The organism is Psychrobacter lutiphocae DSM 21542 (assembly GCF_000382145.1).
Taxonomy (GTDB): Bacteria; Pseudomonadota; Gammaproteobacteria; order Pseudomonadales; family Moraxellaceae; genus Psychrobacter; species Psychrobacter lutiphocae.
The window spans coordinates 26,865-52,600 of record NZ_KB907644.1 but is presented as its reverse complement, the minus strand read 5'-3'; the positions used below and the strand labels follow the sequence as shown (position 1 = coordinate 52,600).

At 41.8% G+C, this 25,736-nt stretch carries 22 protein-coding genes and 1 pseudogene; 10 read left to right on the top strand and 13 right to left on the bottom strand.

Annotation, left to right across the window (positions count from 1 at the left end; all coding sequences use genetic code 11):
- Together H140_RS16430 and H140_RS0109385 are read left to right on the top strand one after the other, a co-directional pair.
- Nucleotides 1-475, top strand: a pseudogene (locus H140_RS16430) (RNA-guided endonuclease InsQ/TnpB family protein); the annotation flags it as partial.
- An 88-nt stretch (nucleotides 476-563) separates the two neighbouring features.
- The gene (locus H140_RS0109385; RefSeq protein ID WP_019673401.1) at nucleotides 564-1,904 is read left to right on the top strand and encodes a S1C family serine protease; all 1,341 of its coding nucleotides are present in this window, start codon (nucleotides 564-566) and stop codon (nucleotides 1,902-1,904) included.
- A gap of 150 nt (nucleotides 1,905-2,054) precedes the next feature.
- Here H140_RS0109385 and yfaE read toward each other — a convergent pair whose 3' ends face one another.
- From yfaE to H140_RS0109370, 3 genes are all read right to left on the bottom strand, one after another.
- Nucleotides 2,055-2,312 carry a class I ribonucleotide reductase maintenance protein YfaE gene (gene yfaE, locus H140_RS0109380; RefSeq protein ID WP_019673400.1) on the bottom strand — a complete coding sequence of 86 codons (258 nt, stop codon included), beginning with the start codon at nucleotides 2,310-2,312 and terminating at the stop codon, nucleotides 2,055-2,057.
- Nucleotides 2,313-2,368: 56 nt separating this feature from the next.
- Nucleotides 2,369-3,502 (bottom strand): class Ia ribonucleoside-diphosphate reductase subunit beta, encoded by a 1,134-nt coding sequence (gene nrdB / locus H140_RS0109375; protein ID WP_019673399.1) that lies wholly within the window; start codon nucleotides 3,500-3,502, stop codon nucleotides 2,369-2,371.
- A 256-nt stretch (nucleotides 3,503-3,758) separates the two neighbouring features.
- Nucleotides 3,759-4,289, bottom strand: a complete 531-nt coding sequence (locus H140_RS0109370) for a DUF6985 domain-containing protein (protein ID WP_019673398.1) — start codon at nucleotides 4,287-4,289, stop codon at nucleotides 3,759-3,761.
- A gap of 555 nt (nucleotides 4,290-4,844) precedes the next feature.
- Between H140_RS0109370 and H140_RS16130 the strand changes: the two genes are divergently transcribed.
- Entirely contained in the window at nucleotides 4,845-5,045 is a 201-nt protein-coding gene (locus H140_RS16130; protein WP_208596156.1) for a hypothetical protein, read from the top strand.
- Nucleotides 5,046-5,107: 62 nt separating this feature from the next.
- Here H140_RS16130 and nrdA read toward each other — a convergent pair whose 3' ends face one another.
- From nrdA to H140_RS14375, 5 genes are all read right to left on the bottom strand, one after another.
- The gene (gene nrdA / locus H140_RS0109360) at nucleotides 5,108-7,384 is read right to left on the bottom strand and encodes a class 1a ribonucleoside-diphosphate reductase subunit alpha (protein WP_019673396.1); all 2,277 of its coding nucleotides are present in this window, start codon (nucleotides 7,382-7,384) and stop codon (nucleotides 5,108-5,110) included.
- Between the two features lie 711 nt (nucleotides 7,385-8,095).
- Nucleotides 8,096-8,416: a YbeD family protein gene (locus H140_RS0109355; RefSeq protein ID WP_051086888.1), complete on the bottom strand. Its 321-nt coding sequence runs from the start codon at nucleotides 8,414-8,416 to the stop codon at nucleotides 8,096-8,098.
- 200 nt (nucleotides 8,417-8,616) lie between these two features.
- Nucleotides 8,617-10,482 (bottom strand): RNA polymerase sigma factor RpoD, encoded by a 1,866-nt coding sequence (gene rpoD, locus H140_RS0109350; protein ID WP_019673394.1) that lies wholly within the window; start codon nucleotides 10,480-10,482, stop codon nucleotides 8,617-8,619.
- A gap of 569 nt (nucleotides 10,483-11,051) precedes the next feature.
- Nucleotides 11,052-13,346, bottom strand: coding sequence for a DNA primase (dnaG, locus tag H140_RS0109345; protein ID WP_019673393.1), 2,295 nt, complete (start codon nucleotides 13,344-13,346; stop codon nucleotides 11,052-11,054).
- Nucleotides 13,347-13,622: 276 nt separating this feature from the next.
- Nucleotides 13,623-14,867 (bottom strand): outer membrane protein assembly factor BamD, encoded by a 1,245-nt coding sequence (locus H140_RS14375; protein ID WP_019673392.1) that lies wholly within the window; start codon nucleotides 14,865-14,867, stop codon nucleotides 13,623-13,625.
- 867 nt (nucleotides 14,868-15,734) lie between these two features.
- Between H140_RS14375 and H140_RS0109335 the strand changes: the two genes are divergently transcribed.
- The 3 genes from H140_RS0109335 (at nucleotide 15,735) to H140_RS0109325 (ending at nucleotide 18,690) form a co-directional block, all read left to right on the top strand.
- A complete protein-coding gene (locus tag H140_RS0109335) occupies nucleotides 15,735-16,787 on the top strand; it encodes an RluA family pseudouridine synthase (RefSeq protein ID WP_156819143.1) in 1,053 nt (350 codons plus the stop codon).
- A 73-nt stretch (nucleotides 16,788-16,860) separates the two neighbouring features.
- Entirely contained in the window at nucleotides 16,861-17,814 is a 954-nt protein-coding gene (locus H140_RS14370; RefSeq protein ID WP_019673390.1) for a polyphenol oxidase family protein, read from the top strand.
- A 246-nt stretch (nucleotides 17,815-18,060) separates the two neighbouring features.
- Nucleotides 18,061-18,690 carry a flavodoxin family protein gene (locus tag H140_RS0109325; RefSeq protein WP_019673389.1) on the top strand — a complete coding sequence of 210 codons (630 nt, stop codon included), beginning with the start codon at nucleotides 18,061-18,063 and terminating at the stop codon, nucleotides 18,688-18,690.
- Between the two features lie 28 nt (nucleotides 18,691-18,718).
- Here the strand turns inward: H140_RS0109325 and H140_RS15905 are convergent, their stop codons facing one another.
- Genes H140_RS15905 through tolQ form a run of 5 tightly spaced genes read right to left on the bottom strand, consistent with a single transcriptional unit; the run spans nucleotide 18,719 to nucleotide 22,398 of the window.
- Nucleotides 18,719-18,883 (bottom strand): hypothetical protein, encoded by a 165-nt coding sequence (locus tag H140_RS15905; protein WP_019673388.1) that lies wholly within the window; start codon nucleotides 18,881-18,883, stop codon nucleotides 18,719-18,721.
- A 32-nt stretch (nucleotides 18,884-18,915) separates the two neighbouring features.
- Complete coding sequence (locus tag H140_RS0109315; RefSeq protein ID WP_019673387.1) at nucleotides 18,916-20,226, bottom strand: PD40 domain-containing protein; 1,311 nt, start codon at nucleotides 20,224-20,226, stop codon at nucleotides 18,916-18,918.
- A 51-nt stretch (nucleotides 20,227-20,277) separates the two neighbouring features.
- The gene (locus tag H140_RS0109310) at nucleotides 20,278-21,168 is read right to left on the bottom strand and encodes a hypothetical protein (RefSeq protein WP_019673386.1); all 891 of its coding nucleotides are present in this window, start codon (nucleotides 21,166-21,168) and stop codon (nucleotides 20,278-20,280) included.
- A gap of 24 nt (nucleotides 21,169-21,192) precedes the next feature.
- Nucleotides 21,193-21,645, bottom strand: coding sequence for a protein TolR (gene tolR / locus H140_RS0109305; RefSeq protein WP_019673385.1), 453 nt, complete (start codon nucleotides 21,643-21,645; stop codon nucleotides 21,193-21,195).
- Nucleotides 21,646-21,663: 18 nt separating this feature from the next.
- A complete protein-coding gene (gene tolQ, locus H140_RS0109300; protein ID WP_019673384.1) occupies nucleotides 21,664-22,398 on the bottom strand; it encodes a protein TolQ in 735 nt (244 codons plus the stop codon).
- 338 nt (nucleotides 22,399-22,736) lie between these two features.
- Here tolQ and H140_RS0109290 point away from each other — a divergent pair, with 338 nt between their 5' ends.
- The 4 genes from H140_RS0109290 (at nucleotide 22,737) to H140_RS0109275 (ending at nucleotide 25,684) form a co-directional block, all read left to right on the top strand.
- Nucleotides 22,737-24,032, top strand: a complete 1,296-nt coding sequence (locus tag H140_RS0109290; protein WP_019673382.1) for an NCS2 family permease — start codon at nucleotides 22,737-22,739, stop codon at nucleotides 24,030-24,032.
- A gap of 79 nt (nucleotides 24,033-24,111) precedes the next feature.
- Entirely contained in the window at nucleotides 24,112-24,342 is a 231-nt protein-coding gene (locus tag H140_RS15200; RefSeq protein WP_156819141.1) for a hypothetical protein, read from the top strand.
- A 63-nt stretch (nucleotides 24,343-24,405) separates the two neighbouring features.
- Entirely contained in the window at nucleotides 24,406-24,534 is a 129-nt protein-coding gene (locus tag H140_RS16395) for a hypothetical protein (RefSeq protein ID WP_265088603.1), read from the top strand.
- 394 nt (nucleotides 24,535-24,928) lie between these two features.
- Entirely contained in the window at nucleotides 24,929-25,684 is a 756-nt protein-coding gene (locus H140_RS0109275) for a hypothetical protein (protein ID WP_019673380.1), read from the top strand.
- Nucleotides 25,685-25,736 lie beyond the last annotated feature (52 nt).

The window sequence follows — 25,736 nt, the reverse complement described above, 5'->3', positions numbered from 1 at the left end:
ACCAAACAGGCAAAAAGGCACTTAAATCAACCATTCAGCTGTCACTGGTCAAAGGTAAAAAACACAAGATTAGATGCAATACACAAATTCACCACCCAATTAGTTAAGGACAATGCCTTAATTGTGGTTGGTGATGTTAAATCACGCTCACTTACAAATTCGATGACCAAACTGGCTAAATCAACATACGATGTAGCATGGTTTGAATTTAAGCGACAACTGGAATATAAATGCAAATATACAAGTATGTAAGTATGCAGGTTGTCAGCCTGAGATAGTAAATGAGAGTTACACTACCCAAATCTGCTCACACTGTGGCAAAATAAGCGATAGTAGTCCGAAAGGTAGAGCAGGTCTTGGAATAAGAGAATGGAGGTGTGCTGAGTGTGGCACATGGCATGATAGAGATATCAACGCCAGTAAGAACATTCTTGCGGTCGGGCTTGACCGTCTTGCGGAAGGAATCCCCTCTTAGCGAGGGGAGGAAGTCAAATATCCAGTTATAACTGTATCCAAAACCATATATCATTAGCCTTAGCTTAGTACTACTATCGAGGAGTGACATGTCTGCATCTTCAAAATCAAATATCATTTGGAGGATTTTACCCTGGCTTTTATTGCTTGCGGTGTTAGTGGCTTTTATTTGGGTTTATATTGACCAGAAAACACGCCAACAAGCGACTTGGCAACCGCCACGTAGTGAGACCACATCGATTCCATTAGGTTCAGAGAGACTATCTGACAAACCAGAACCTATCGTATCCTATCACAACGCAGTGGTTCAAGCAGCACGCTCTGTGGTTAATATTTATACCACCCAAACGGTTACCCACAATCCGTATATGAATGATCCTATTTTGCGTCGTTTTTATGAGTTTCATGGACAAGCACCGCAAGCTGGTTCAGAAACTAACTTAGGCTCAGGGGTGATCGTTTCCACAGATGGATATATCGTCACTAATGCGCACGTAATTGCCAAGGCAGATGAAATTGTAGTTGCTTTAAATGATGGGCGTAAAGCAGTAGCAGAAGTAGTAGGTACAGATCCAGATAGTGACTTGGCAGTGATTAAAGTAGAGATGTCAGGGCTTGAGCCGTTGGCTTTTAGAGAGCGTCCCATTGAAGTGGGTGACGTGGCGCTTGCGATTGGTAATCCCTTTGGTGTAGGTCAGACAGTAACGCAGGGTATCATTTCCGCTACTGGTCGTACTGGATTGGGAGTGAATACTTTTGAAGATTTTATTCAAACTGATGCGGCTATCAACCCAGGTAATTCAGGTGGTGCTTTGGTCGATGCTTATGGTGAGTTAGTGGGGATTAATACTGTTATTTTCTCACGCTCAGGGGGATCAATGGGGATAGGTTTTGCTATTCCAACTGCTTTGGTTGAGCAGGTAATGAATGCTATTATTAAAGATGGTAAAGTAAGTCGCGGCTGGCTAGGTATCGAAGTATTGTCGCAGTTGCGGGATCCAACCAAGTTGGATAATTCTACGGGTGTGTTGGTGCGTAATATCATTCCCGCTAGCCCAGCAGCCAAAAGTGGGTTACAAATTGGTGATATTATTCTATCTATTGATGGCGTGGAGATGACAGATGCTAATAGCCTGATTCAATATGTTGCACGCAAACTGCCAGGCACGGTATTGTCAGTACAAGTATTACGTAAGTCACAAAATATGAATATTAACATAACCTTGGCTGAGCGTCCGACTCAAAATGACTTGATCATGCCACAGATTGAAGATGATCCTGGTAGCTTATTTGATCACCCAGAAGGATCAGTGCCATTGACTCAAGAGCAGCGTGAACGGATGCGTGAGGAATTGATTGAGCTGTTTGAAAATGGTGCTAGGCCCAATGTAGATCCTATATTACCTGAAGAAGATGGCGAGTTTGAATAATATTTTTGCAGTTGCCATAGCAAAATTAAAATCTACTTCAAAAAACCACTACTGACCTTCAGTAGTGGTTTTTAAATCGGTTACTAGGGGTTACAGTATAGTTTTTTAGTAGCTCAATATAGCCACAGGGCATTAGCAAGGGCAATATAGTCAGCGAACATCTTTGAGCCGTATTACTCCTTGAATCTGACAGCAACAAGGCAATATCTCTGAGTCATCAATCATTGCCAGTGGTGGTTTGGCATAAGTTACTGGATAAGAGGCTGCGGTTAGGGTCACTCGGCAACTACCACAATAACCTTCTTTGCATTGATAGTTAATATCATGTCCAGTGCGTAATAGCCCGTCGAGTAAGCTTTCACCATCATGCAAATAAAAGCGTGTTTTTGCAGTAATTACCCAAGTCATAACAAACCAACCGCTGCCTGTATTTTGAAAATATCCTAACTTGTTTTGATTATGGCTTATAACTCAAAATCATCAAAGTCAGCATCAGATAAATCAGAATCAATCTGACCTACTAAGTAAGAGCTAATCTCTGTCTCTTGTGGCGCAACTTGGACATTATCTGATGACAGCCAGGTATTAATCCAAGGGATTGGATTGGTTCTTGAGTCAGGGAATAGGGCGGGTAAGCCAACCGCTTCCATACGCAAGTTGGTAATATACTCCACATATTGGCACAAAATATCTTTATTAAGCCCGATCATAGAACCATCTTTGAACAAATAACCTGCCCAGTCTTTTTCCTGCTCAGCTGCCTTACGGAAAATATCAATACTGTCCTCATAACAGTCTTTTGCAATTTGAACCATTTCTGGATCATCTTTACCCGATGCCATGATATTGAGCATGTGCTGGGTACTGGTCAAATGCAGCGCTTCATCACGAGCAATTAGCTTAATAATTTTGGCATTACCTTCCATAAGTTTGCGCTCAGCAAAGGCAAACGAACAGGCAAAGGACACATAAAAGCGAATTGCTTCTAATACGTTAACAGCCATCAAGCATAGATACAGCTGTTTTTTTAGTTTAGCAAGATCTACATATTTTTCCTCACCATTGATGATGTGAGTGCCTGCTCCAAATAGGCTGTATAGCTGCGAGCTTTGATACAGATCGTCATAATAATAGGCAATATCTGAGGCACGTTGTAAGATGTGCTCATTTTGCATAATGTCGTCAAATACCACAGATGGATCGTTGACGATATTACGGATAATATGGGTATAACTGCGTGAGTGAATGGTCTCAGAGAATGACCAAGTTTCAATCCAAGTCTCAAGTTCAGGGATAGATACCAGTGGCAACAGCACCACGTTCGGACTACGACCTTGAATAGAGTCTAGTAGGGTTTGGTACTTTAGGTTACTGATAAAGATATGCTGCTCATGTGCGGAAAGGTTGGCATAATCAATACGGTCTTTTGACACATCAACCTCTTCTGGACGCCAGAAAAAGGAGAGTTGTTTTTCAATAAGTTGCTCAAAGACGGGGTGTTTTTGTTGGTCATAACGAGCAACGTTGACGGGTTGACCAAAGAACATTGGCTCTTTGAGCTGATCATTTGGAGTTTGGCAAAAGATTGAATAATTCATGATTTTACCTTTCGTTTTTGGGTTTGTTTAACTGTTTATTTCTTAAATTTTAAAGCCGTTTTTATTTTGGGTAGGGTGCGCCCCGCGCACCGATTTAATCATAATGTTTTATTGGTGCGTGAGACGCACCCTACGGCTTATTAGCTTACAGTAGGTTGGTGTCGAGGTACGAGACCCAACAATGCTTAAAGTTTGAATCGTTGGGTGTCGCTAGATTCACCCAACCTACAATTCTTTTATGAGGGTGTCAGCTCTATTAGTTAGAAAATGAATGATACACAACATTTTCAAGTTTTGGGTCTGCATAGCTATCAGCGTAAGATAGGTGACCATCATACTCACCTATTTTGCTAACGAATAGTCCTTGTTTAAATATAATTTGCAAGCCGTGTTCAGGCTCCCAATCGCACTCAGATTCTAATGATATATAAACCGCTTTATCACCATATGGGCGACGCTGGACAATAGGTGTATCACCTAATTGAATATGATGCCAGACATCACTTGGGTTATTAATTTTGACGATATCATCTTCATCTAATAACGCTTTGATATCTTGATAATATCGATAGATATCATTTTGAGCTTGCTTGAGAATACTTTCATCTATGGACAAAAAATTAGCTATGGCTTGATGATATTCTTCCTTATTTTCATCTTGCTCATAGTCATCTAAAATAAAGCGACATTTTTTATCGCCTAAAACTTTGACAGTTATGGGTTGGCTAATTAGCCAGTTATCACAACTGTCTTTCTCAAGTTTGCCTAAATAAGGAACATCGACCATTTGAATACCTTTGTTTAGTTTTCAATATAATAAATAAGTTCAAGCATAGGGTATTAATTATAGTGTAATGTTTAATTGGTGGGTTTCACTGCGTTGCACACACGCTACGTTTGCTAAAATTGACTTCTAAAATTATTATCAAACTTTATTGCTTGCCAAATTAAAAAACTCAAACTTGAAAATTTAATTGTAACTATAATCAACGAAAGTATTATCGTTAGACCACTTGCTATATTGATATTGAACGCACTATATAAAACACTAACAAAAAGAAATATTGCATTTAATATATAGATTGAAGTAGTTTTCTGGTAAACAGATTGATTATTACCAAAGAAAATATCGCTTAATAAATTCAAAATTTTATATTTCATTTCAAGTCCTTATTAAGTTATCGCTTATTAATAGAGAGGTGTTTAATTCGTGTGTTTCACTGCGTTGCACCCACGCAACGCTTGCTTGCTACTTATGATGGTATTACGACAGCATATTTTATAAAGTATTCATATTGAGACTTAGTGAGTATAGGAAGTTTGAAGTTCTAGTATAGTCGCCTTGGGGTGCGGTTTAGCCCCGACAGTAGCGGGTATCCTTGGTGAGGCACAGGGTTGCGGGTGCTTGGTGAAGGGCGTTATCGCTGAGTCAGGAACGCACTTCACCATTAGCAACCGCCCCTGTGCAAACCAAGATATGAGCGTATGGCGGGATTGGCTACATCCTAAGCTTTTAAAGCATGCTCCTTTAAATATCCCCTAAAAAAGGGGATGTTTAGGGTAATGCAAAATCTAAAGAAGTTTTACAAACAGGGGCTTTAAGGATTAAAGCTTACAAGCACCACTGGCACAGCTATCATCGATATCAGCTTGAGCGTCATTAGCACCATCTCGAGTGTTGTGATAATAAAGTGTCTTAATGCCTAGTTTGTATGCCATGAGAAGGTCTTTAAGTAGTACTTTCATTGGTACACGATTGCCCTCAAAGCGAGATGGGTCATAGTTGGTATTGGCTGAGATACTTTGGTCGATGAATTTTTGCATGATACCGACCAGTTTTAAGTAGCCATTGTTGTTTGGCATTTGCCAGAGTAATTCGTACTGATCTTTTAAGTTTAAGATATCAGGTACGACTTGTTTTAAAATACCGTCTTTTGAAGCTTTTACCGATACCAGTCCACGTGGTGGTTCAATACCGTTGGTCGCATTGGCAATTTGGCTTGAGGTTTCAGATGGCATCAAGGCAGATAGAGTAGAGTTGCGAAGACCGTGCGCTTTAATATCGCTACGCAAGGTTTCCCAATCTAAGCGTAATGGCTCTTGGCATACTTGGTCTAAATCAGACTTATAGGTGTCAATTGGCAAAATACCTTGAGCGTAGGTAGTCTCATTGAAGGCTGGGCAAGCCCCTTTTTCTTTTGCTAATTTATTCGATGCTTTTAATAAGTAATACTGTAATGCCTCAAAGGTTTGGTGAGTAAGACCTAGTGCTGAGCCATCTGAGTATCTGACTCCATTTTTTGCTAAGTAATAGGCATAGTTGATTACGCCAACGCCTAGTGTACGGCGGCGCATACTGCCATTTTCAGCCGCTTTGACTGGATAGTCTTGATAGTCTAATAGTGCATCTAGGGCACGTACAATCAGTTCTGCTGGTTCTTCGATATCATCTAAGTTTTCGACTTCACCGAGGTTGACAGCTGATAGAGTACACAGAGCGATTTCGCCGTTTTCATCATTAATATTGTCTAGTGGCTTGGTTGGCAAGGTAATCTCCATACACAAGTTAGACTGACGAATTGGGGCAACGCTTGGATCAAAGGCACTGTGGGTATTACAGTGATCTACGTTTTGGATATAGATACGTCCAGTGCTGGCACGCTCTTGCATCATCAGGCTAAATAAGTCTGCTGCTGGTACGTGACGTTTGCGAATATTTTCATCTGCTTCGTACTTGTGGTATAGCTCATCAAACTTATCTTGATCTGCAAAGAAGGCTTCATATAAGCCTGGTGTATCAGATGGTGAGAAGAGGGCAATGTCCTCACCCTTGATTAAGCGGGTGTATAAGGTTTTGTTAATTTGTACCCCATAATCCATGTGGCGAACACGGTTGTCTTCAACACCACGGTTGTTCTTTAGGACCAATAGTGACTCAACTTCTAAATGCCACAGTGGGTAGAATAAAGTAGCTGCACCACCACGCACACCGCCTTGCGAGCAGCATTTAACCGCAGTTTGGAACAGTTTGTAGAAAGGAATACAGCCGGTGTGCTGTGCTTCACCGCCGCGAATTGGACTGCCGAGCGCACGGATGTTACCTGCGTTAACACCGATGCCAGCACGCTGTGACACATAGCGAACGATGGCGCTGGTAGTGGCGTTAATAGAGTCTAGGCTGTCGCCACACTCGATTAACACGCACGAGCTAAACTGACGTGATGGGGTACGCACGCCTGACATGATCGGGGTTGGTAGGGAGATTTTGAAGGTTGAGGCAGCGTCATAAAAGCGTTTGACATAGTGCATACGCTCAGACTTATCGTATGAGGCGAACAGACACATACCGACCAACATATACAAAAACTGCGGGCTTTCATAAACGGTTTTGGTTACTCGGTCTTGTACTAAATACTTACCCGCCATTTGCTCAGCAGCAGCGTAGGCTAGGTTCATATCACGCCAGTGATCGATATAGTCGTTTAGCTCATCAAACTCCTCACGTGAGTAGTCTTGCAAGATGTGCTCGTCATATTTGCCATCTTGGGTCAGCTTGGTGACATGATCAAATAAATGAGGTGGCTCAAATTGATTGTAAGCAATTTTACGTAAGTGAAAAATTGCCAAGCGAGCAGCTAGGTATTGATAATCTGGCGTGTCTTCAGAAATTAAGTCAGCAGCAGCCTTGATGATGGTCTCATGGATATCACGAGTCTTAATACCATCGTAAAACTGAATATGTGATTTTAATTCAACTTGTGATACAGAGACATTATCTAGCCCTTCCGCAGCCCAAGTAATAACCTTATGGATCTTGTCTAAATTGATTGGCTCTAAACGGCCATCTCTTTTTGTTACGCTTAGTTTATCCATATTTGTCATTGCTGTCTCCACTAGTTATTACGATATTTATAGAGTAAAAGCGTTCAGATTAAAGAAATAGTCCTGGTATCAATGGTGGCTGTATTTTAGCATAACCACAATATATAGGGCTAATTCCATGCTTTAGACACAATATAAAGGAAATTTTTTTATTTTTCCATATTGACAAATGGCAGTTAAGAGGTTCAGAACATCAGCTGGATGGCGATGACTTGGTTATAAAAAGATATTAACTGTTGGCAACTGCCGAGCGGCTATTGGTTAGCGACGAATTGCAAAAATCAGTAAGGGTTAAAAAATGAAGAAAAAGCTGTTTTTAAAAAATTGTAAACGAAAGGGTCATGATTAAAGTTTTTTCACGCTAAACTGCAAAAGCAAAAAATAAATTCAGTTTAATAGGTTCGCCAAATTTGTTTCCTAAAACTGTGAAAAATGCAACTGCTAAATAGGGGTAAAAAATGATTTCAGCAAAACATGTTTGACTCATAATAAATTGTTATTGGTTACTCAAAAAAAAGCAAAAGAGCCAAACTCTTTTGCTTGTTATAGTCGTAGTTAATAAATTAAGTTACAAGACAATTATAAGATAACCGTATGAAAGTACTACTGTCGTAAGCTAAATGAGGCTCACATTGCAACTCTTTTGTTTGCCTAAGTGGAAGATCAAAGTCCATGCCTGTCCATGATACTGAGTTAGTAAAGTGGTTAAGCTTAAACGACTGTACGTACAGTTTTGGCCTTGTCTAAGGCGGCATACAGCTCATTTACTTGCTCTGCTTCAGTAAAGTAGAGTTTGACCCGTACTGAGCTAAAACGACCAGTGCTTGATTTTTTGACCTTGATGGTTTCGTGATCAAAGTCTGGGAACTGAGTACCCAAGATCATTTTCACCTCATTGATTAGTGTGTCATGTTCGCCTTCATGACCGATGATGCTCATCGGATAGTCCATTGGAAAAGCCCAAAGACTTGGGTTTTGAATGTCTGTTTTTTTGGCAAATGGATTGCTGTATAGCGTTAAATCACGAGTCATGTCGATGTTTTTATTGTTGTTAGCCATGGTATCTCCAATATAATAGTTTGTTTTTTGCCATGGCAATTATATGGGGTTATTTGGGCTAAACTTCAAGCATATCCAGTGTAGTCAGCGAACTGCTTAAATGTTAGCCATAAAAAAAGCTGAGAGATGTCTCCCAGCTTTTTTCATATCTAACGATTAAACTAAATTGAAGATTAGTCGTTTTCTAAGAATGAACGTAAGTGCTCTGAGCGAGAAGGGTGGCGCAGCTTACGCAACGCTTTGGCTTCAATCTGACGAATACGCTCACGGGTAACGTCAAACTGCTTGCCCACTTCTTCTAGAGTATGATCCGTTGGCATGTCGATACCAAAGCGCATACGTAATACTTTCGCTTCACGCTCGGTCAGATTACCTAACACATCACGTGTGGCTTCTTGTAGACCAGCAGCTGTGGCATCTTCCACTGGGCTTGAAATGGTCTGGTCTTCAATAAAGTCACCTAGGTGCGAATCTTCATCATCACCAATGGGTGTCTCCATAGATATTGGCTCTTTGGCAATTTTTAATACCTTACGAACCTTAACCTCGTCCATTTCTAAACGTTCGCCCAATTCCTCTGGTGTCGGCTCACGTCCCATTTCTTGAAGCAACTGACGAGACACACGGTTTATTTTGTTAATGGTCTCAATCATGTGCACAGGAATACGAATGGTGCGTGCTTGGTCAGCAATCGAGCGGGTGATTGCCTGACGAATCCACCAAGTGGCATAGGTTGAGAACTTATAACCACGGCGGTATTCAAACTTATCTACCGCTTTCATCAAGCCAATATTACCTTCCTGAATTAAATCAAGGAACTGTAAGCCGCGGTTGGTGTATTTTTTGGCGATAGAAATTACCAGACGTAAGTTGGCTTCGACCATCTCTTTTTTGGCACGGCGGGCTTTGGCTTCACCGATTGCCATACGACGGGCGACTTCTTTCATTTCAGTGATTTCCATGCCCAGCTTGTCTTCATGGTCACGGATACGGCGCTGTAATACCACCACATCATCAACAACTTTGGCCAAGCTTTCAGCAAATTTTGGATTGCCCTTAAGACGATCCGTTAACCAGTCAACGTTGGTTTCGTTACTTGGGAAGGTTTTACGGAATTCAGCACGAGGCATCTTACCGCGGCGAATAACCAAGCGCATGATTTGACGCTCTTGCTTACGCACATCATCGTAGACATCGTGCATAATCGCCATGACATTATCTGACATGCGGTTGTTTAGCTTCAATAACATAAAGCGATCTGCCATCTGTGCATACGCTTCTTCCGCTTGCACACTGCCACGACCATAGTCATTCAATGCTTGTTTGGCGACAGTGAATAGCTCACGGATTTCTTCAACACGTTGACGCACCACTTCTGGGTCAAGGCCGCCAACTTCTTCGGCTTCTTCCTCCTCTTCCTCTTCTTCTTCGTCCTCATCATCAATGTCTTTGGCTTTTGACTTGCTGGTGATGACAGGGATTTTTTCCTCTTCTTCTTTGATATCAGACTCTTGCTCTTCAGGGTCTAAAAAGCCGGTAATCACATCCGATAGCTTCTTTTCACCTGCTTCAACTAGGTCGTATTCATCAAGAATAAACTGAACAGTACCCGGCCAATACGCCATCGCATGCTGGACGTCACGGATACCTTCTTCAATGCGTTTGGCAATGACAATCTCGCCTTCACGAGTCAGTAGGTCGACTGTACCCATTTCACGCATGTACATACGTACAGGGTCAGTGGTACGACCAGGTTCAGTTTCTACAGCGGCCAGAACAGCGGCGGCTTCGTCTGTGGCCATTTCGTCATCGTTGGCTTCATCATTCATCAAGATATCATCTGCATCTGGCGCAGATTCGAAGATTTTAATACCAACGTCCGTTAGCATTTGAACGATGTCTTCAATTTGGTCGCTTTCGGTAATAGAGGCGGGGAGTTGGTCATTCACCTCAGCATAAGTCAAATAGCCTTGTTCCTTACCCATTTGGATAAGTGTGGCTAGTTGAGAGGTAGATTGAGAGGCTGCCTTATCGGTCATAATATCTCGCTTGCAATAGAAGATGTGGGTTAAAGGTAGAGTAAGGGGTGCCAGTTTTGTTTTATCTTCAATTTAGAATAAATCAGAATGAAATGCACTGTGATTCATTATTGATGGCAGAAGGTTGTCTTATTTGTGCGTTGTCATTTTTATAATCCTGTTGATAGCACTGAGTGATACAAGGGATTATAAAACTTGAGACATAACACTGAGCAACCTAGTACTTGCCAAACCTAGTACTTGCCAAACCTAGTACTTGCCAAACCTAGTACTTGCCAAAATAGGCGTTTGCCAAAATAAAAATGGGTCTGACATTATAACATAATATCTAAAATTGCACCGCAAATACCCGTATAGACAGTCGGCTGTTAGTGCTGTAACTGATCTATCTGGTGTATTTATTATTCTTTGCTAATAGTACAAACCACTATTAGCACTACCCGCGAATATAATTATACATGGGGGCTTTGCGCTAAATTTAAAGCCCTGTGCTGTATATTGATGGTAAACGAATGAGGGTTATACGCAACTACACTGAGTACAATTAACTTGAAGCAATTACAAAGCCTTTAGCTGTCAAGTTTTGTTGCTTGCTCGGCTTGTTGTTTTTTTAGCCAAATAGATAATGTTTGGCGCTGTTTATTTAACTGATCGGTAAGAACTACACTGTGTGAAAGTGATATCTTTTTGGATAGAGCTTGTAATATCAATTGTGCCAATAAGTCGTCTACCAACTCATCCACATCAATAATACCACGCTGATTTAAATTTGACCAAAATGAATACCAGCGTTTTGCTAAGTTTTGCTGCGCCTGAGCAGGCAGGTTGGCCATGATAAAGTGGGCAGCAGCATTGGTATCTTTTGGCAGATAAGGTAGTAAGCGTTTAATTACTTGTACTAGCTGCAATAGGCTTGGGGTGTTAAAGTCTTGCCAACCTGGTGCTGCTGGAAATTGCAGCGACTGCTGCATATGCTTTTTGCTTTGGTGTGGTTTAATAGCTGCCACCCCTGAATCTTGCCATAAGCGTTCAATGGGGTCTGGATCTAGTAAGTTGGGCGCAAATAACAAACATAACTCCAACTGGCGACTGACCGTCACTTCACTGTCGAAATTCAGCAAAACATCATGTGCTGCGTTTTTCTGTCCTTTACGGCCACCAAGCTTTTGATAAATGTCATTATTTAATAGATATTTAAAGCTTGAACCTTTGGGTAAATTATTGGTCAGTTGTCGCACTTGAGACATCAACTTGGCTTTGCCTTCGGCCATGGATAAATCGTAACGTTCGCTCAAATAGGCAAAGACATACTGAGACAGTGGCATGGCACGTTGGATTTGTTCCCGCATCGCCTCAACGCCATGAGCTGCGACATAAGTGTCCGGATCATGACCACCAGGTAAGGTTAAAAAGCGCAGCTCTTTGTCATCACTCAGGACTGGCAGGGCTACCTCAAGCGTGCGCCAAGCGGCTTTTTGCCCAGCGCTATCGCCATCAAAGCAAAGGGTCAACGTGGGGTTTAGCTGCAATAAGCGCGCAATTTGAGTCTCGTTAATGGATGTGCCCATAGAGGCAACTGCGCCATAGATACCAGCTTGATACAAGGCAATAACATCCATATAGCCTTCTACTACCAACCAGTCATTGGCACGGTGCTGGCGGGACTCATAGTAGCCGTAGAGGATATGCTGTTTATGAAACACAGGGGAATCACTGGAGTTGATATATTTTGGTTTGACCTCGTTGTCCAGCGCACGTCCAGCAAAGCCAATCACACGACCTTGGTTGTCACGAATTGGGAAGATGACCCTATCTCTTAGCAGGTCATAATCACGCCCTTTTTCTGACTTACGCACTAAGCCTAATATCTTTAAGCCTTCAATGTCATGCGGAAAGGCTTCTTCAAGGTGTTGCCAGCCACGTGGCGCATAGCCTAAGCCAAATTCTTGAATGGTTTTGTCCGATAAGCCACGTTCTTTGAAATAGCTCAATGCCAAGGCGTTGTTGTACAAATTGTGCTGATAAAATTGTGCGACACTAATCAGCAGGTCATATAAGTTACCTTCTTGTGCGCCCGGCACGTTTTGGTTGTTTGGCGCATGCTCATGCCCCTGCTGTCCAAAACCAGGATCAAAGTAGGCTTGAGTATCCATCATTGCAGGATCTGTCAGTGATGGGTCGCCAACATCGGGCCAGTCTGCTAATGGCGCATTGTCATAACCATAAAAGCCAGAGTCACTTGCGTAAGCAGCCTCATCGAAGTAGCCGTCGCTAGGTAGTGATTGAGTGTCGTCTATATGGTCAATACCCTCAGGATTATTCTGACCACCAAGAGGAGTTAGGCTGTCACGATTATCAAGATGAGTGGCGCTTTGGGTGGTGTTGTGAGTGTCTGGCGTTATTGATGTGCCAGCTTTGCCAGCAGCTACTTGGCTGCTGTCAGGGTTATGAGTCTGCGCTTGTTGTGGTTGCCGTGGTTGTGTAGCGGTAGAAGGCGGCTGAGTAGGGCGTGAGGGTGGCTGTGGCTGAGTAGGTTTCGCCCGGCGCTTGTATTGTAACTGTCGGTTGTCCTCTTTTGGAATATCAATTCCAGTTTGGCGTGAAAGCTCTTGTATGGCCTCCATAAAGGTAAGGTTTTCGTAATCACGCAAAAAGCTGATGGCATTGCCACCAGCGCCACAACCAAAGCAGTTGTAAACATTTTTTTGTGGATTGACATAAAAGGAAGGCGTTTTTTCACCATGAAACGGGCAGTTGCCTTTAAACTCTTTGCCAGCTCGTTTTAAGGTGGTATGTTTGCCAATAATTCCCACCAAATCTGCTTGGCTATTGAGCTGGTCGATAATATGGTTTGGGATGCTCATAGAAGACTTAGAAGATAGATGATCTAATGAAAAATAAGGGCGTATTAAAATGCAGCTTAAAGGGTGCTGAACACAGGCTTGTATAATTTATAGCGTTATTCAATGATTATAGCGTTATCGAATGATTTATAGCGTTATGCTGTATTGAATTTATATTGCAATCTCAACTCTTAACGTAAGCTGTGGCTTTAGCCCAGCATCTGTCATAAAGATTTATTCTTTTGCTGGGTTAAAAGCACCAGCCTACAGCAAATGCTAATAAGTTGAGAATGGGGATTAGTTACTTAGAGCAGGATCTGTCAATTCAATAGTAGCGTCTGTTGTATTGGGGGGCTCTGGCTGTGTGATCACACCGTCACTCTCAGGATACATATCGCGTGGACTTGATATTCTGCGAATTGGCTGAGGTGTGGTTTGAGGTGTGCCAGCGATATCATCCTCTGGTAAGCCAAGACCTAAAGTAATACCACGGCGGTTACTTGATAATGAAGGTGGCGTATTTGGCGTATTATGGTCATCTGGTAAGCTTAGCTGTGCTGCTTGCTGAATAACTTGTGTTTTAGTAGCACCAGTATAGGTGCTTAGGTTGCTTGGGCCTTGGTCTTCGTTTTTATCAGCACGGCCAAGTTTGCCATAAGTCATACGGTTGAGTAGGCTGCTGGTGCGATTACTGCTAATTTTGACCTTGCCGCTGGCAGTGAGCCATTCAGGATAGTTGATTTGTAATAAGGTGCGGTACTGCTGAGCTAAATCTGTCAGGCCTAATTGTTGGTTGCTATATGCTAAGATAGCAATGGCTTCAGGTACTTGTTCACTTAATGGATAATATTGGAATACCCATTTTGCACGGTTGGCAGCGGCTACATAGGCCTCCCGTTTGATATACCAACGTGCAGCAGCCAGCTCACTTTCAGCAAACTGGTTGTAAATATAAGTCAAACGTTGCGCTGCATCTGGTGCATAGCTACTGGTAGGGTAGCGACTGATCAACTCTTGAAAGTTGTTAAATGCTAAGCGATAGTATGAGGTATCACGGTGCGCCTGATCCATACGCGCAAAGCTTAATAGACTGCTGGTACCAGCTTGCATATTTGCAACGCCACGCACATAGTAGGCATAGTCTACTTGGATATTACGAGGATATAGTTTAATAAATTGTTCGGCACTGGTGACAGCCAGCTCATATTCCTTGGTTTGAAATTGAGCATACATCAAGTCTAGCAAAGCTTGCTCAGCATAAGGACCTGTTGGATAGAAGGTGCGTAGTTCTGTTAGCTGTTCTACTGCCATCAGATAGCGACCTTTATCCATAGCCTTAACGGCATCTTCATAATATTGGGCATCTGACTTCTCTGCAGTGGCTACAGCATCGTTTTTGCCAGTGATATTTTTGAAAGTTTGACATCCAGTTAGGCTAAGCATGCTAGCAGTGAGCAGAGCAACAGCCAGTTTGGTTTTTTGTGATGGATAGAGTTTTTTATCAGTAGATGCTGTCATAATAGGAGTTGTTGCACGCTGCATGGAGGTCTCCGCAGAATATTTTAGTCAAATTTTAGTGGCACTAGTGTAGCACGTCAGCATAATATTTGGGTATAGGATTATTAGAGGCAGTATAGAATTCATTTATTAGCTCCGTAAATGAGCTTTATACGACCCCTAGTGATTATACCCTGATTAGAGTCTGTTGAACATTGATGGCGCAAATCTACCTATTATAAGGACCCCACTCTCAACTTATTACAATCCAATGTAGGCTGGTGCTTTTAGCTCAGCGAAACGTATTTGTTAACCAAGTATGCTGGGCTAAAGCCACAGCCTGCGCAAAGAGTTGAGAGTGGGGTTGCAAGTGTTACAGTTTGCAGTGTATTACAACTTGCAAGTAGCTTTTGTTCTTAAGTGCTATCTACAAATACTACTGTTCAACAGCCTCTAATATATAAGGCTATTAAAATATAGGATTGTCAAAGTATATGGCTATCTAGGTCACAGAGTCAAAGTAATATTTAATTAATGCTCACAGCCAGTCAGTGTTAAAATGCCAAATCATGCTACACTTAAAGGTGCAAGTTGATTAATTTACCATTTAAGTAAGTTACGAGCAAAGTATGGTTAAACGACTAGAAAAGCATGGCCGATGAGCGCAAAATAGCGCAAAACAAGCGAATAATCAAGCCAACATATCAAATCAACACAGTTACCTTCTTACAACCTAAAGTGAATACCATAGTGAAACAACAATATCAACAGATAGCGCAGTCTCCGAAAATATCAGAGCAAAAGACAGCACCCGAACAAGAGAGCGCAACAAAGAAGCTCTCTAGCAGTGAATTGGGCAACAGTAGTTTAGACAGCAGCAGTCCCCTAGAAAATAGCCAGTTAGAGGAGAGGATGTTGGATCTAGATGATGGTGATATAGACGATGACTTTAATGAAGCCGAGACACAAGTAATATCTAATGATCCAGCGCACATGACGCATACAGCTGAGATATTTGAGGTATATGCGGCACATTGTGTTATTGATACGCAAGCTGGTGAGCGCATTGACAAACTGGCAGCAGACGTATTTAGTGGATACTCACGAGCCCAACTGCAAGATTGGTTAAAGTCAGGCAATCTGCAAGTTAATGGTAATCAAGTGAAAGCCAAATATAGGGTCAAAGCTGGTGACCAGTTGTTACTTGAAGCCAAGCTTGAGCAACACGGTGGCGATAAACCAGAAAACATTGCATTAAATGTGGTATATGAAGATAACAGTGTGGTAGTGATTAATAAGCCTGTGGGTATGGTGGTGCACCCAGGCGCAGGCAACTGGACAGGTACTTTGGTTAATGGCCTACTATACCATTACCCTAATCAAGCGCATTTGCCAAGAGCTGGTTTGGTGCATCGGATTGATAAGAACACTTCTGGTCTATTGGTCGTTGGCAAAACAAAGGCAGCACAACTAGACTTGCAACAACAACTAAAAGATAAAAGTGTCTATCGTCATTACCAGTGTGTGGTGGCTGGAGATGTTGCTAGCTTAACCCGTCAGCGGACTATTGATGCGCCGATTGGTCGTCACCGTGTACAGCGCACCAAGATGACGGTGACCAGTACAGGAAAGCCTGCGGTAACCCATATTATGAAAATTACTGAGTTAAATTCTTCTTATAGCTTGCTTGATGTGCGTCTTGAAACAGGGCGTACTCATCAAATCCGAGTGCATTTAAGTCATATTGGTCATCCTATTATTGGTGATAACATTTATGGCAATCGTAATCAGCTTAGAGCAGGATTGACTGATATTCAGCGGCAAGCAATTCTCGACTTTCCACGTCAGGCACTACATGCTTATAAATTGGGTTTTATCCATCCTATAACTGGTGAACTTATTGAGGTAGCTGCCCCATTACCAGAGGATATGGTTCAATTGGTGCAAGTTTTAAGCGAACACTAACATTTATCAGATACTAGGGCGTGTCTCTAATACGTGGGTAGAATAAAAAAGGATATACAGTAAGGGTTAACAGATGATGCCAACTACCAAACTAAGACCAGTTTTTGACGTGCTGGTACATACGCCAGAGGTATTGGTACTACAAACCAATGCTGGTGAGTCTTTATTATTGACAGCTACTGACCCTGATACTTCGGCACCAACTAAAAGTAGTAGCTACGGATGTTTTAATCTAGGGCTGCACGTACAAGATGATGCACAAAAAGTGCTGGCCAATAGAGCTCAGTTATTAGCGCTGATTAATACATATCTGATGCAACAGGCAGATGTTAACTCACAGTCTCAAATAGAGGCTATTTACTGGTTAAACCAAATACACAGTAATCAAGTGCTACGTATCAAGCAGACAAGTCAGTTGGCCTTAAATGCGCCTAATGCCGATGCTATGGTTAGTGATTTGAGCAATCAAGCATTGGCTATTATGACTGCAGATTGTGTACCTATTGTCTTGTATGACCCGAACACAAAGCAGATAGCGGCTATTCATGCTGGCTGGCAAGGCCTAGCAAATGGCGTTATTGCTAGAGGCTATGCCGAACTGACCAAGACCAACAAACAACAGTTGCAACCCAATCTTGATACAATACATCAAGGACAACAACAGCCAGTGCAAGCGTGGATGGGTACCTGCATTAGCCAAGCCTGTTATGAAGTATCAACAGCGGTGGTAGATAAGATGTTGGCAGGTTGTGAGCGATTGGGTATGGATGTAGATGAGGTGAGACAACAAGTGGTTGATACGCACCAACAGGTGGGCAAAGCCTGGTTAGACTTACCCAAGTTGGCGCAGTTACAGCTACAAATCCTGGGTGCTCAGTTACAGAAATCTGGGACATCAGTAGAGGATTACAGCGGTGCTTATGCGTGTAGTTATGCTAATGACCGCTATTATTCATATCGGCGACAAACGCATTTGGGTGAGGCTAATACAGGACGGATGGCTATGCTGATTATGCGTTTAAGCTAAAAATGTTAGCTAGTTTTTTAGTTGCCTAGTTGCATTAATTGCTCTATTTATTTTCGGGTCTGTTCATCAGGCCCTCATCTATAATAGGGTATGTAGGCTATATAAAAGATGTATGTCATGTAAAGGGTATAAAGCACTTTAAGACAAAATTGCAATGAGAGATATAGGTACAATATTTTTTATCAAGTTAAGGTATTTTTTATCAAGTTAAGGTATTTTTTATCAAGTTAAGGACAGTTATCATTTATGATGGTACACAATACAAACTCTGAGCAATCAACACAGCCAGTATATAAGCTGGCTGTCATTTATCACAGTAATTATGGGCATACTCGCCGTGTTGCCTATGCTATCGCTGAAGGTGTACAAGACTATGCTACCAAGCATACTGCTAAGCAAGTAGAAGTAAAAGCACTTGATGTCGATGAGATGGATTGGGAGTTTGCTGATGCAGCGCAAATGTTGGTATTTGGCAGTGCGGTATATATGGGCAGTATTACTGCTGAGTTTAAGACCTTTATGGATAGCACCTCTAAACGCTGGTTTCATCGTAAATGGCATGGTAAATGGGCTGCTGGGTTTGCAAACTCGGGTGGATTAAGTGGCGATAAGTTGGCTGCTTTACAACAAATTTGTCAGTTTAGTATGCAACATGGTATGAATTGGACTGGATTTCCAGTAATGCCAACTGGGCATAGTGAGCAAGATATTAACCGTTTATCTAGTTTTTTAGGATTGATGACACAGTCATTAAATGCACCGCCTGAAGTAACGCCAGGGGAAGGAGATATTAACTCTGCTAAGTTGTTTGGCGAGCACTTGGTGCAGGTTTTGTTACATCAACCACCGCCAGTTTCACAATTGAATGCTCAATAGACCCTAGTCTGAGTCGTTGCTGTATTGGTCAGTTACGCCTATCCACCTGTGCTTGTTGCACAGGTGGTGTTTTTTTGTCTGCAGTGACAGGAATAGGACTACCAGCAATTTGAATGTGCTGACAGGCACTTAGGTTTAAGCTGATCCATACTAGGCTATATAATATAGGCAGGTTACGAATTAAGTTGCGCATGTTTTATTCTTAAAATTAGTTTGGAGTATGATTTAATTACCACTAGGTACCCAAGTTGGAGATTTGACCACGCCATTGCTAGATAAGGTCAGGGGTTGACCACCATCAAGATAGCGTATTATTAAGCGACTGTTTTTTGCTCCTTGTGAATATACGACACGCTCACCAAAGGGTGAAAAGCTTGGTGCTTGGTCTAATCCAGTATTGCCATAGTTGGCAATAATATTGCCCGACATATCCATAATAGCGGCATTACTGCCATTTAAGAAGGCAATTTTAGTGCCATCTGGGCTAACGTCTGGGTTGGTAGCATAGCCACCTCGAGAAATTCGGGTCGGCGCACCTGAGAAGTTGTAGCGGTAGATGCTAGGGCGATTTCCGATGTGATCAGAGACAAATACAAAGCTGCCATTTGGCAAGTATTTGGGGCTAACTTGGTCATATGGCAAGGGTATAATACGCTCAGCCTGTCCACCACGACTGCTGACACGATAGATGTCATGATTGCCACTGGCAGAGCTAGAGAACAAAATCATGCTGCCATCAGGTGAAAAGCTTGGGTTTAAGTTACTGCCCTTTAAGTTGACTAGCGGGTTGATTTGCTTGGTTTGTCTGTCGTATATATATAGATAGGCGTTATTGTTTTTTTGTTGTACTGAGTAGGCAATATAGCGCCCATCAGGTGAAGCAGTTGGTGCATAAATACTGGCATCTGTGACAGAAATTAAAGGCGTTGGATTGCTACCATCAGTGTTTCGTAGGATAAGGGTAGATGTTTTATTAGCGCCACTACCTTTTTCTTCGATATACAATAAGGATGCATTTAAATCTATCTTTTTACCAGTGATAAGTTCATAGATACGGCTTGAGGCTTTGCGAGCAGCAACTTTTGGATCTGAGTCATTAACACTTTGTTTGCCTTTGATAATTCTGCCTTGAGCCACTTCAATCACTTCAAAGTCTATTTGGGTATTGCCGCTGAGACTAGTGCTATTACCAACGACTAGATAAGGGATATCAAGCTGTTGCCATGCTGGTAAGGTCACTTTTAGATCATCTGAGGAGTGCGGCTGACCAATTAATCCTTGGCTGGTAATTTTTAATGGTGACGCTTGTAAGTCATTTTCAATAATAGTTGAGAGAGCACGGCTACCTGCAAAAGGTACAAAGGCGACCTGCTTGGCTGTTACTTCAACCTTTTTATCGATCGTTAAGTGCATAGCATCCTCATCTTGAGCATTGGCAAAACTAGGATGCGACAGTGCACATAGTGCTATAAGGCAGGTGGATACAGCCGATACAGTTACTAAACTTGATGTTTTGGCTTTAAACTTAATAATCATAATGTTAATCCGATAATCAGGTTGATTTGTTTAAATAAAAAATTTAATGACTTATTTTTTGGATACAGTAAAGACAATAATCACTTTTGTTTTTCCAGTGCCAACGACTGGAGGTAACTGACCGGCTTGGTAAATGGCCTGTTTTAAAGATAAGGCTAACTCATCATCACGGTTGGTGGTTACTTTGGTGACCACGCCATGCATATCAAAGCTAATGGTAGCGATTACCTCTTCACCAATGTTATCTTCTTTAGCCTGCCATAATGGATTAATAATATCAGATAGCTCAGAGGCAATCTGTTGCTCACTTTTATGGTTCGTTATTTTTTCATTACTTAACTTTGTGTTTGTTGTTTGTCCATCCGCCACAAAGCTATCTGTAACTCTGCCATTGTTATGTACAGGATTAGCGCCTTGAACTGGATCTTGTGTGGTATCGCCTGTTAGTGCTGTTACTTCACCTTCTATGTCAGCTGAGTTTTTCATCAATGGACTATTGGTAAAAGACTCATCAATTAGATCTTCTTCAAATGGATTAGTCTCTGTTGTAACTTCGTCAGCTTGTCTTCCAAATAAAGAAGACATTCTTTTAGCAAATGTAGATTCTGAGCCAATATATCTGGGTTCACTTATTGTAGGGGTGAGTACGGGCTGGCTGTCCATAGAGGATGTCGGTGATGTGAGGGCGGCCTGCTGAGAGGTAGAGGCAGCAGTCATCGCAGCACGGTTAGCGACAATATCAGCTTGCATTTGAGCAAGCTCTTGCGGAGTAACAATGCTAGTCTCTATCGGTGTCGCTGTTTTGATGCTAGGAATGTGGTGTGAGAGCACTATAAAAGCTATGATAGCGCCATGCACCATCAGGCTTAATATAACAGGCAGAGTGATACCATTATCTTCTGGCTTAACAGGTGTGTAAATCTTAGGTGTGCGGTTTAGCAAGAATATGGCCTCCAAGTTGGTAAGTTAATAACCTGCATCTAATGGCTGTCCTGTGAGTAGCCCTACTTTTTCTACGCCAGCTTGTTGTAGATTGGCCATGAGCTGCATGATCATACCGTATTGATTGTTTTGATCGGCATTAATCATTACCTTAACAGCATCGTCTGATGTCGCTTGGCTTTGTAAACGTATCAGAGTATCAATTAACTCAGCTTCAGATATGGGTGTATCAATATTATTTTCATAGCTGATAAAAAGCTCACCGTTGCTCATCAAGGATACGATTACCGGAAGCTGTGACCCTGTACCAATGTTTTCAGTATGCGCTTTGGGGAGATCGACATCGACCCCTGTGGTTAGCATCGGAGCGGTTACCATAAAGATAACCAGTAGTACCAACATCACATCAATATAGGGTACGACATTCATAGTGGCGTTAAGCTGTTGTTTGTGGCGTGAAAAAGGGCTAGATTTCATGTTGTTGCTCCTTTTTTACTATACCAAAGGTGACTGAAGGTTTTGCGCTGCTTGGATAGCGGTTTCTGCGGTTGGTATTGACGCTGACTCATAGGTTTCTCGTTGTAGGATACCTGTCATCTCGTCACAAAACAAAGCGCGACTGTCATAAAGGGCGGCGGCTTTGGCGGTAAAGTGATTGTAAGCCAGTACCGCAGGAATGGCAGCAAATAACCCCATGGCAGTGGCAATCAAGGCTTCAGCGATACCTGGGGCGACAGCCGATAAGCTAACCTGATCTGTCATCGACAAGCCCAAAAAGGCATTCATAATACCCCAAACAGTGCCAAATAGGCCAATATAAGGTGATACTGAGCCGATACTGGCCAACACCGCCAGACCAGACTCAAGTGCTTGCTGCTGTCTGCCAAGTCCTACACGAAGTTTGCGCTCAACACCATCGATAATCTGCTCTTTGGGTTGGCGCTTTTTGTTCATGCGCAAAAACTCAGAAAAGCCAATATAAAAGATGTTGGCCAAGCCATGCCGATCTGGTGAGTTTTGGATACCTTGGTACAGCTTTGCCAAGTCTTCACCAGACCAAAACCAGTTTTCAAAGTGCTGATCTAATTTTTTTGCGGTACCCAGTCTGGCGCTTAACCGAAAAATCAATACCCAGCAGATAATAGATGCTAATAATAAAATCCCCATTACCAGTTGTACCAGTAGGCTGGCTTCGGTTATTAAGGAGATAAGGTTAATAGACTCAGACATGAAAGACTCACTTGTTACCAAAAAAACAATAAAGAAAGGACACTAAGAGGTGATACTGTTTATAAGTTATAATGCGCTATTTTAATCTACAACATGGGTATAAGCATAGCAATCTTTAAAAACTTCTGCTTAAAGTGTTGTTAATGACAGAGGCCATCAAGGGCAACTACTACAAAACTGGTCAGATGTTGACAGGTCTACTGATTTTGCTACAAATACTTTATAATTTAATTTTTTTAGCGGCTATTTTATCAATAGCTGTTAGCTTTTAGCTTGTTACTTCTTGATCTTATCACCCAATACTCTTGGTTTTAATCGAAAACATTAGGCTAATCCTTATGAATGCAATTGAGCGCTACTTTGGTATTGATGGACAAAACACCACAATAAAAACAGAAGTCTTAGCGGGTATTACTACCTTTTTAACAATGGCTTATATTATATTTGTTAACCCGAATATTTTGGCAGATGCTGGGATGGATAGGGGGGCAGTATTTGTCGCTACCTGTTTGGCAGCAGCGATAGGCTGTTTTATTATGGGAATATATGCTCGCCTTCCAGTTGCTTTAGCGCCAGGTATGGGGTTGAATGCCTTTTTTACCTATGGCGTGGTATTAGGGATGGGTTATAGCTGGCAAACGGCACTGGGTGCGGTGTTTTTATCTGGCTGTATTTTTATTCTATTAAGTTTGTTTAAAATCCGTGAGTGGGTTATTAATGCCATTCCTAATAGCTTAAAACAAGGTATTGTTGCTGGTATTGGTGCTTTTTTGGCATTTATTGCATTAAAAAGCTCTGGAGTAATTATTGCTAATGAAGCAACCTTTGTTAGCCTTGGCGATTTGACTCAGTTTTCTCCGATGATGGCTGCGCTGGGTTTCTTTTTAATCATAGGTTTGGTATATCGTAATATACCAGGAGCAGTAACGATAGGTATCTTAGGAGTGACTCTGATTGGTGTTGTTATCGGTGAAGTGCCTTTTGCTGGTGTGTTATCTATACCACCTTCTGTGGCACCAACTTTATTGCAATTAGATATTGTGGGTGCTTTTGATGTGGCCATGATTAGCGTTATCTTTGCTTTTTTATTCGTGGACTTATTTGACACTTCAGGCACCTTAATCGGAGTGACAAGCAAGGGTGGCTTGGTTGATAAAGACGGCAATATTCCAAATTTAGATAAAGCCTTATTGGCAGACTCAACAGCAACAGTTGCCGGCTCACTATTGGGTACCTCATCGACCACAAGCTTTGTTGAAAGTACCGCAGGGGTCGCTGCTGGTGGACGAACTGGATTAATGGCAGTGACTGTTGGCGTTCTATTTTTACTCAGTATGTTTTTTGCGCCACTAGCGGGTATGATACCTGCTTATGCCACCGCAGGTGCTATCTTTTATGTGTCGGTATTAATGCTATATACCCTAAAGGATATTGACTGGGAAGATCTTACAGAAGCGGCGCCAGTTGCTGTGGTACTGTTAATGACCCCACTGACTTATTCGATTGCCGATGGTATTTCGCTAGGATTTATTACCTACACTGCGGTGAAGATGCTGACTGGAAAGTTTCAGCAAGTCAGTTCAGCAGTTTGGATATTGACCTTAATATTATTAGCAAAAATCGTCTTTTTATAAATTATTCAAACAGGCCACTGGCTGCCAGATTGTCGCAATTGACAATAGCCAGCAATGGTATGCTGGGGTTGGCGGGCGAGTGATGCATCTGATCGATACCAGCTTGGCGTATTGGGTGGCTCGGCGGTTAGGTCGTCCGACCAAGCGCTTATGGTATCCAGCACATTTGACGCCAGATATTAAAGTGGTCGATGGCAAGAGCTTGCCTTTTTTTGATGATTGGCAGGTGTTGGTGACCGCACAGGGCATACAAATCGTGACTTGTCTTTATATCATCCACAAACAGGACGCATTTATACTGAGGATTTGATTATTAAATTGCGTCACAAGTTCGTTGCGTGTTCCTATTTACTTACCTCAAGTTTATAAAGCCTTGCTAACTAGAGTTAAGCAGTTACAGTCAGTCGAGATTATGATGGCACATGGTGAAGTGCGCTTTATTGAACCAGAAGTGTTTGATGCCTTGATTGCAAAAGTGCCAAAAGTACCGGTTACTGTTTAAGATACCATAGAGAGCTACTTTGGTGGTTTAAAAAGCCGAAACCTACCTAAAAAATGATACAGACTGGATGTCAGGTTAAAAATAGCCTAAGCATCAGGTTAAAAATAGCCTAAGCAATAGCCAAGCAGTTGGTTGCAACTGCTTGGCTATTTTACTAACACTTAATTTTTTAATCTAAGCTAAGATTTAATTTTTTAATCTAAGATTAAAAATAAAGATTGGAGGTGCAGTTGGGTTTTGATTGATGATAATCATTAATACCTCAAGCCGTTACGACATTAACTGACGCATAAAAACTAAACGTAACGTTTATCCTCTTGTTAAGTGCATCAAAATTGCTTAATCTGCTTATTTATACAGCCTCTATAAACACCAACAAGGATATTGCTAAAATATGGAACCTATTTCATTTATTCCAATCACTTTGGCTTCAGTTATGGCCTCGTTTTCTGCAGATAATAGCAATGTAGAACAGGCAGTTATTAGTACGCATACCAGCCCTGAAATTGCAGGTATTTGGGAATTGGACTTGCAGGCCATACCAGATTTTGCACAGCCAGATGCGCAGCAACAGTTTGGTATTACTTCAGCGAGCTCAGAGCAACAGACTGCTAAAGAAAAAGACTTGCAACAGTTAATATTGGCTATTCAAGAAGTTAATAAAACTGAGCAAGAGCGAGCGGATAAGCAAGAAGTACAAGACAAATATATTCAAGATAAAAGTGCTCAAACAAGCAATACTCAAGCAAGCAGTGGCACAGATCTTAATCGCTTTGATTCCAATCAGAAAATTATACCGATGCAAGCGGGGTCAAGTCCTGTCGCACCAAAACCTGTTGCATCAAAACCTGTTGCACAATGTAAAGAGCGTTATAGCTTTGGTGCAGATAATATAATGGTCACCACCAGTGGTGAGGAGTGGACTTATGGCCGTTATATGTATCAGCACCAAAATCAGGGATTGCCGATCATTGCAATTACCACACAATATGATAACAATAAAATGGACTGCTCAGGGCAACAGATCGATCAAACTGGTGAGACACTACTTGCCTTTGTTGATTATCAGCCAGAAAACAACTTGATGCGCTGGTGTATAGATCCTGAAGGCAAAAATTGCTTTATGACCTTGCATAAGCTAGTGCCTTGATATTATGCTCATCAGTTTAACTTTTAAATATAGTCACAGCCATATAAAAGAG

What these genes read in the sequence shown, in the direction of transcription:
- nrdA (WP_019673396.1), bottom strand. Translation starts at nt 7,384, where the DNA reads ATGACAAATATGGATAAACTAAGCGTAACAAAAAGAGATGGCCGTTTA.
- yfaE (WP_019673400.1), bottom strand. Translation starts at nt 2,312, where the DNA reads ATGACTTGGGTAATTACTGCAAAAACACGCTTTTATTTGCATGATGGT.
- H140_RS0109275 (WP_019673380.1), top strand. Translation starts at nt 24,929, where the DNA reads ATGGAACCTATTTCATTTATTCCAATCACTTTGGCTTCAGTTATGGCC.
- H140_RS14375 (WP_019673392.1), bottom strand. Translation starts at nt 14,867, where the DNA reads ATGCAGCGTGCAACAACTCCTATTATGACAGCATCTACTGATAAAAAA.
- H140_RS0109335 (WP_156819143.1), top strand. Translation starts at nt 15,735, where the DNA reads ATGTTGGATCTAGATGATGGTGATATAGACGATGACTTTAATGAAGCC.
- H140_RS0109355 (WP_051086888.1), bottom strand. Translation starts at nt 8,416, where the DNA reads ATGACTCGTGATTTAACGCTATACAGCAATCCATTTGCCAAAAAAACA.
- dnaG (WP_019673393.1), bottom strand. Translation starts at nt 13,346, where the DNA reads ATGAGCATCCCAAACCATATTATCGACCAGCTCAATAGCCAAGCAGAT.
- H140_RS0109290 (WP_019673382.1), top strand. Translation starts at nt 22,737, where the DNA reads ATGAATGCAATTGAGCGCTACTTTGGTATTGATGGACAAAACACCACA.
- nrdB (WP_019673399.1), bottom strand. Translation starts at nt 3,502, where the DNA reads ATGAATTATTCAATCTTTTGCCAAACTCCAAATGATCAGCTCAAAGAG.
- H140_RS0109315 (WP_019673387.1), bottom strand. Translation starts at nt 20,226, where the DNA reads ATGATTATTAAGTTTAAAGCCAAAACATCAAGTTTAGTAACTGTATCG.
- tolQ (WP_019673384.1), bottom strand. Translation starts at nt 22,398, where the DNA reads ATGTCTGAGTCTATTAACCTTATCTCCTTAATAACCGAAGCCAGCCTA.
- H140_RS0109385 (WP_019673401.1), top strand. Translation starts at nt 564, where the DNA reads ATGTCTGCATCTTCAAAATCAAATATCATTTGGAGGATTTTACCCTGG.
- rpoD (WP_019673394.1), bottom strand. Translation starts at nt 10,482, where the DNA reads ATGACCGATAAGGCAGCCTCTCAATCTACCTCTCAACTAGCCACACTT.
- H140_RS14370 (WP_019673390.1), top strand. Translation starts at nt 16,861, where the DNA reads ATGATGCCAACTACCAAACTAAGACCAGTTTTTGACGTGCTGGTACAT.
- H140_RS0109325 (WP_019673389.1), top strand. Translation starts at nt 18,061, where the DNA reads ATGATGGTACACAATACAAACTCTGAGCAATCAACACAGCCAGTATAT.
- tolR (WP_019673385.1), bottom strand. Translation starts at nt 21,645, where the DNA reads ATGAAATCTAGCCCTTTTTCACGCCACAAACAACAGCTTAACGCCACT.
- H140_RS15905 (WP_019673388.1), bottom strand. Translation starts at nt 18,883, where the DNA reads ATGCGCAACTTAATTCGTAACCTGCCTATATTATATAGCCTAGTATGG.
- H140_RS0109370 (WP_019673398.1), bottom strand. Translation starts at nt 4,289, where the DNA reads ATGGTCGATGTTCCTTATTTAGGCAAACTTGAGAAAGACAGTTGTGAT.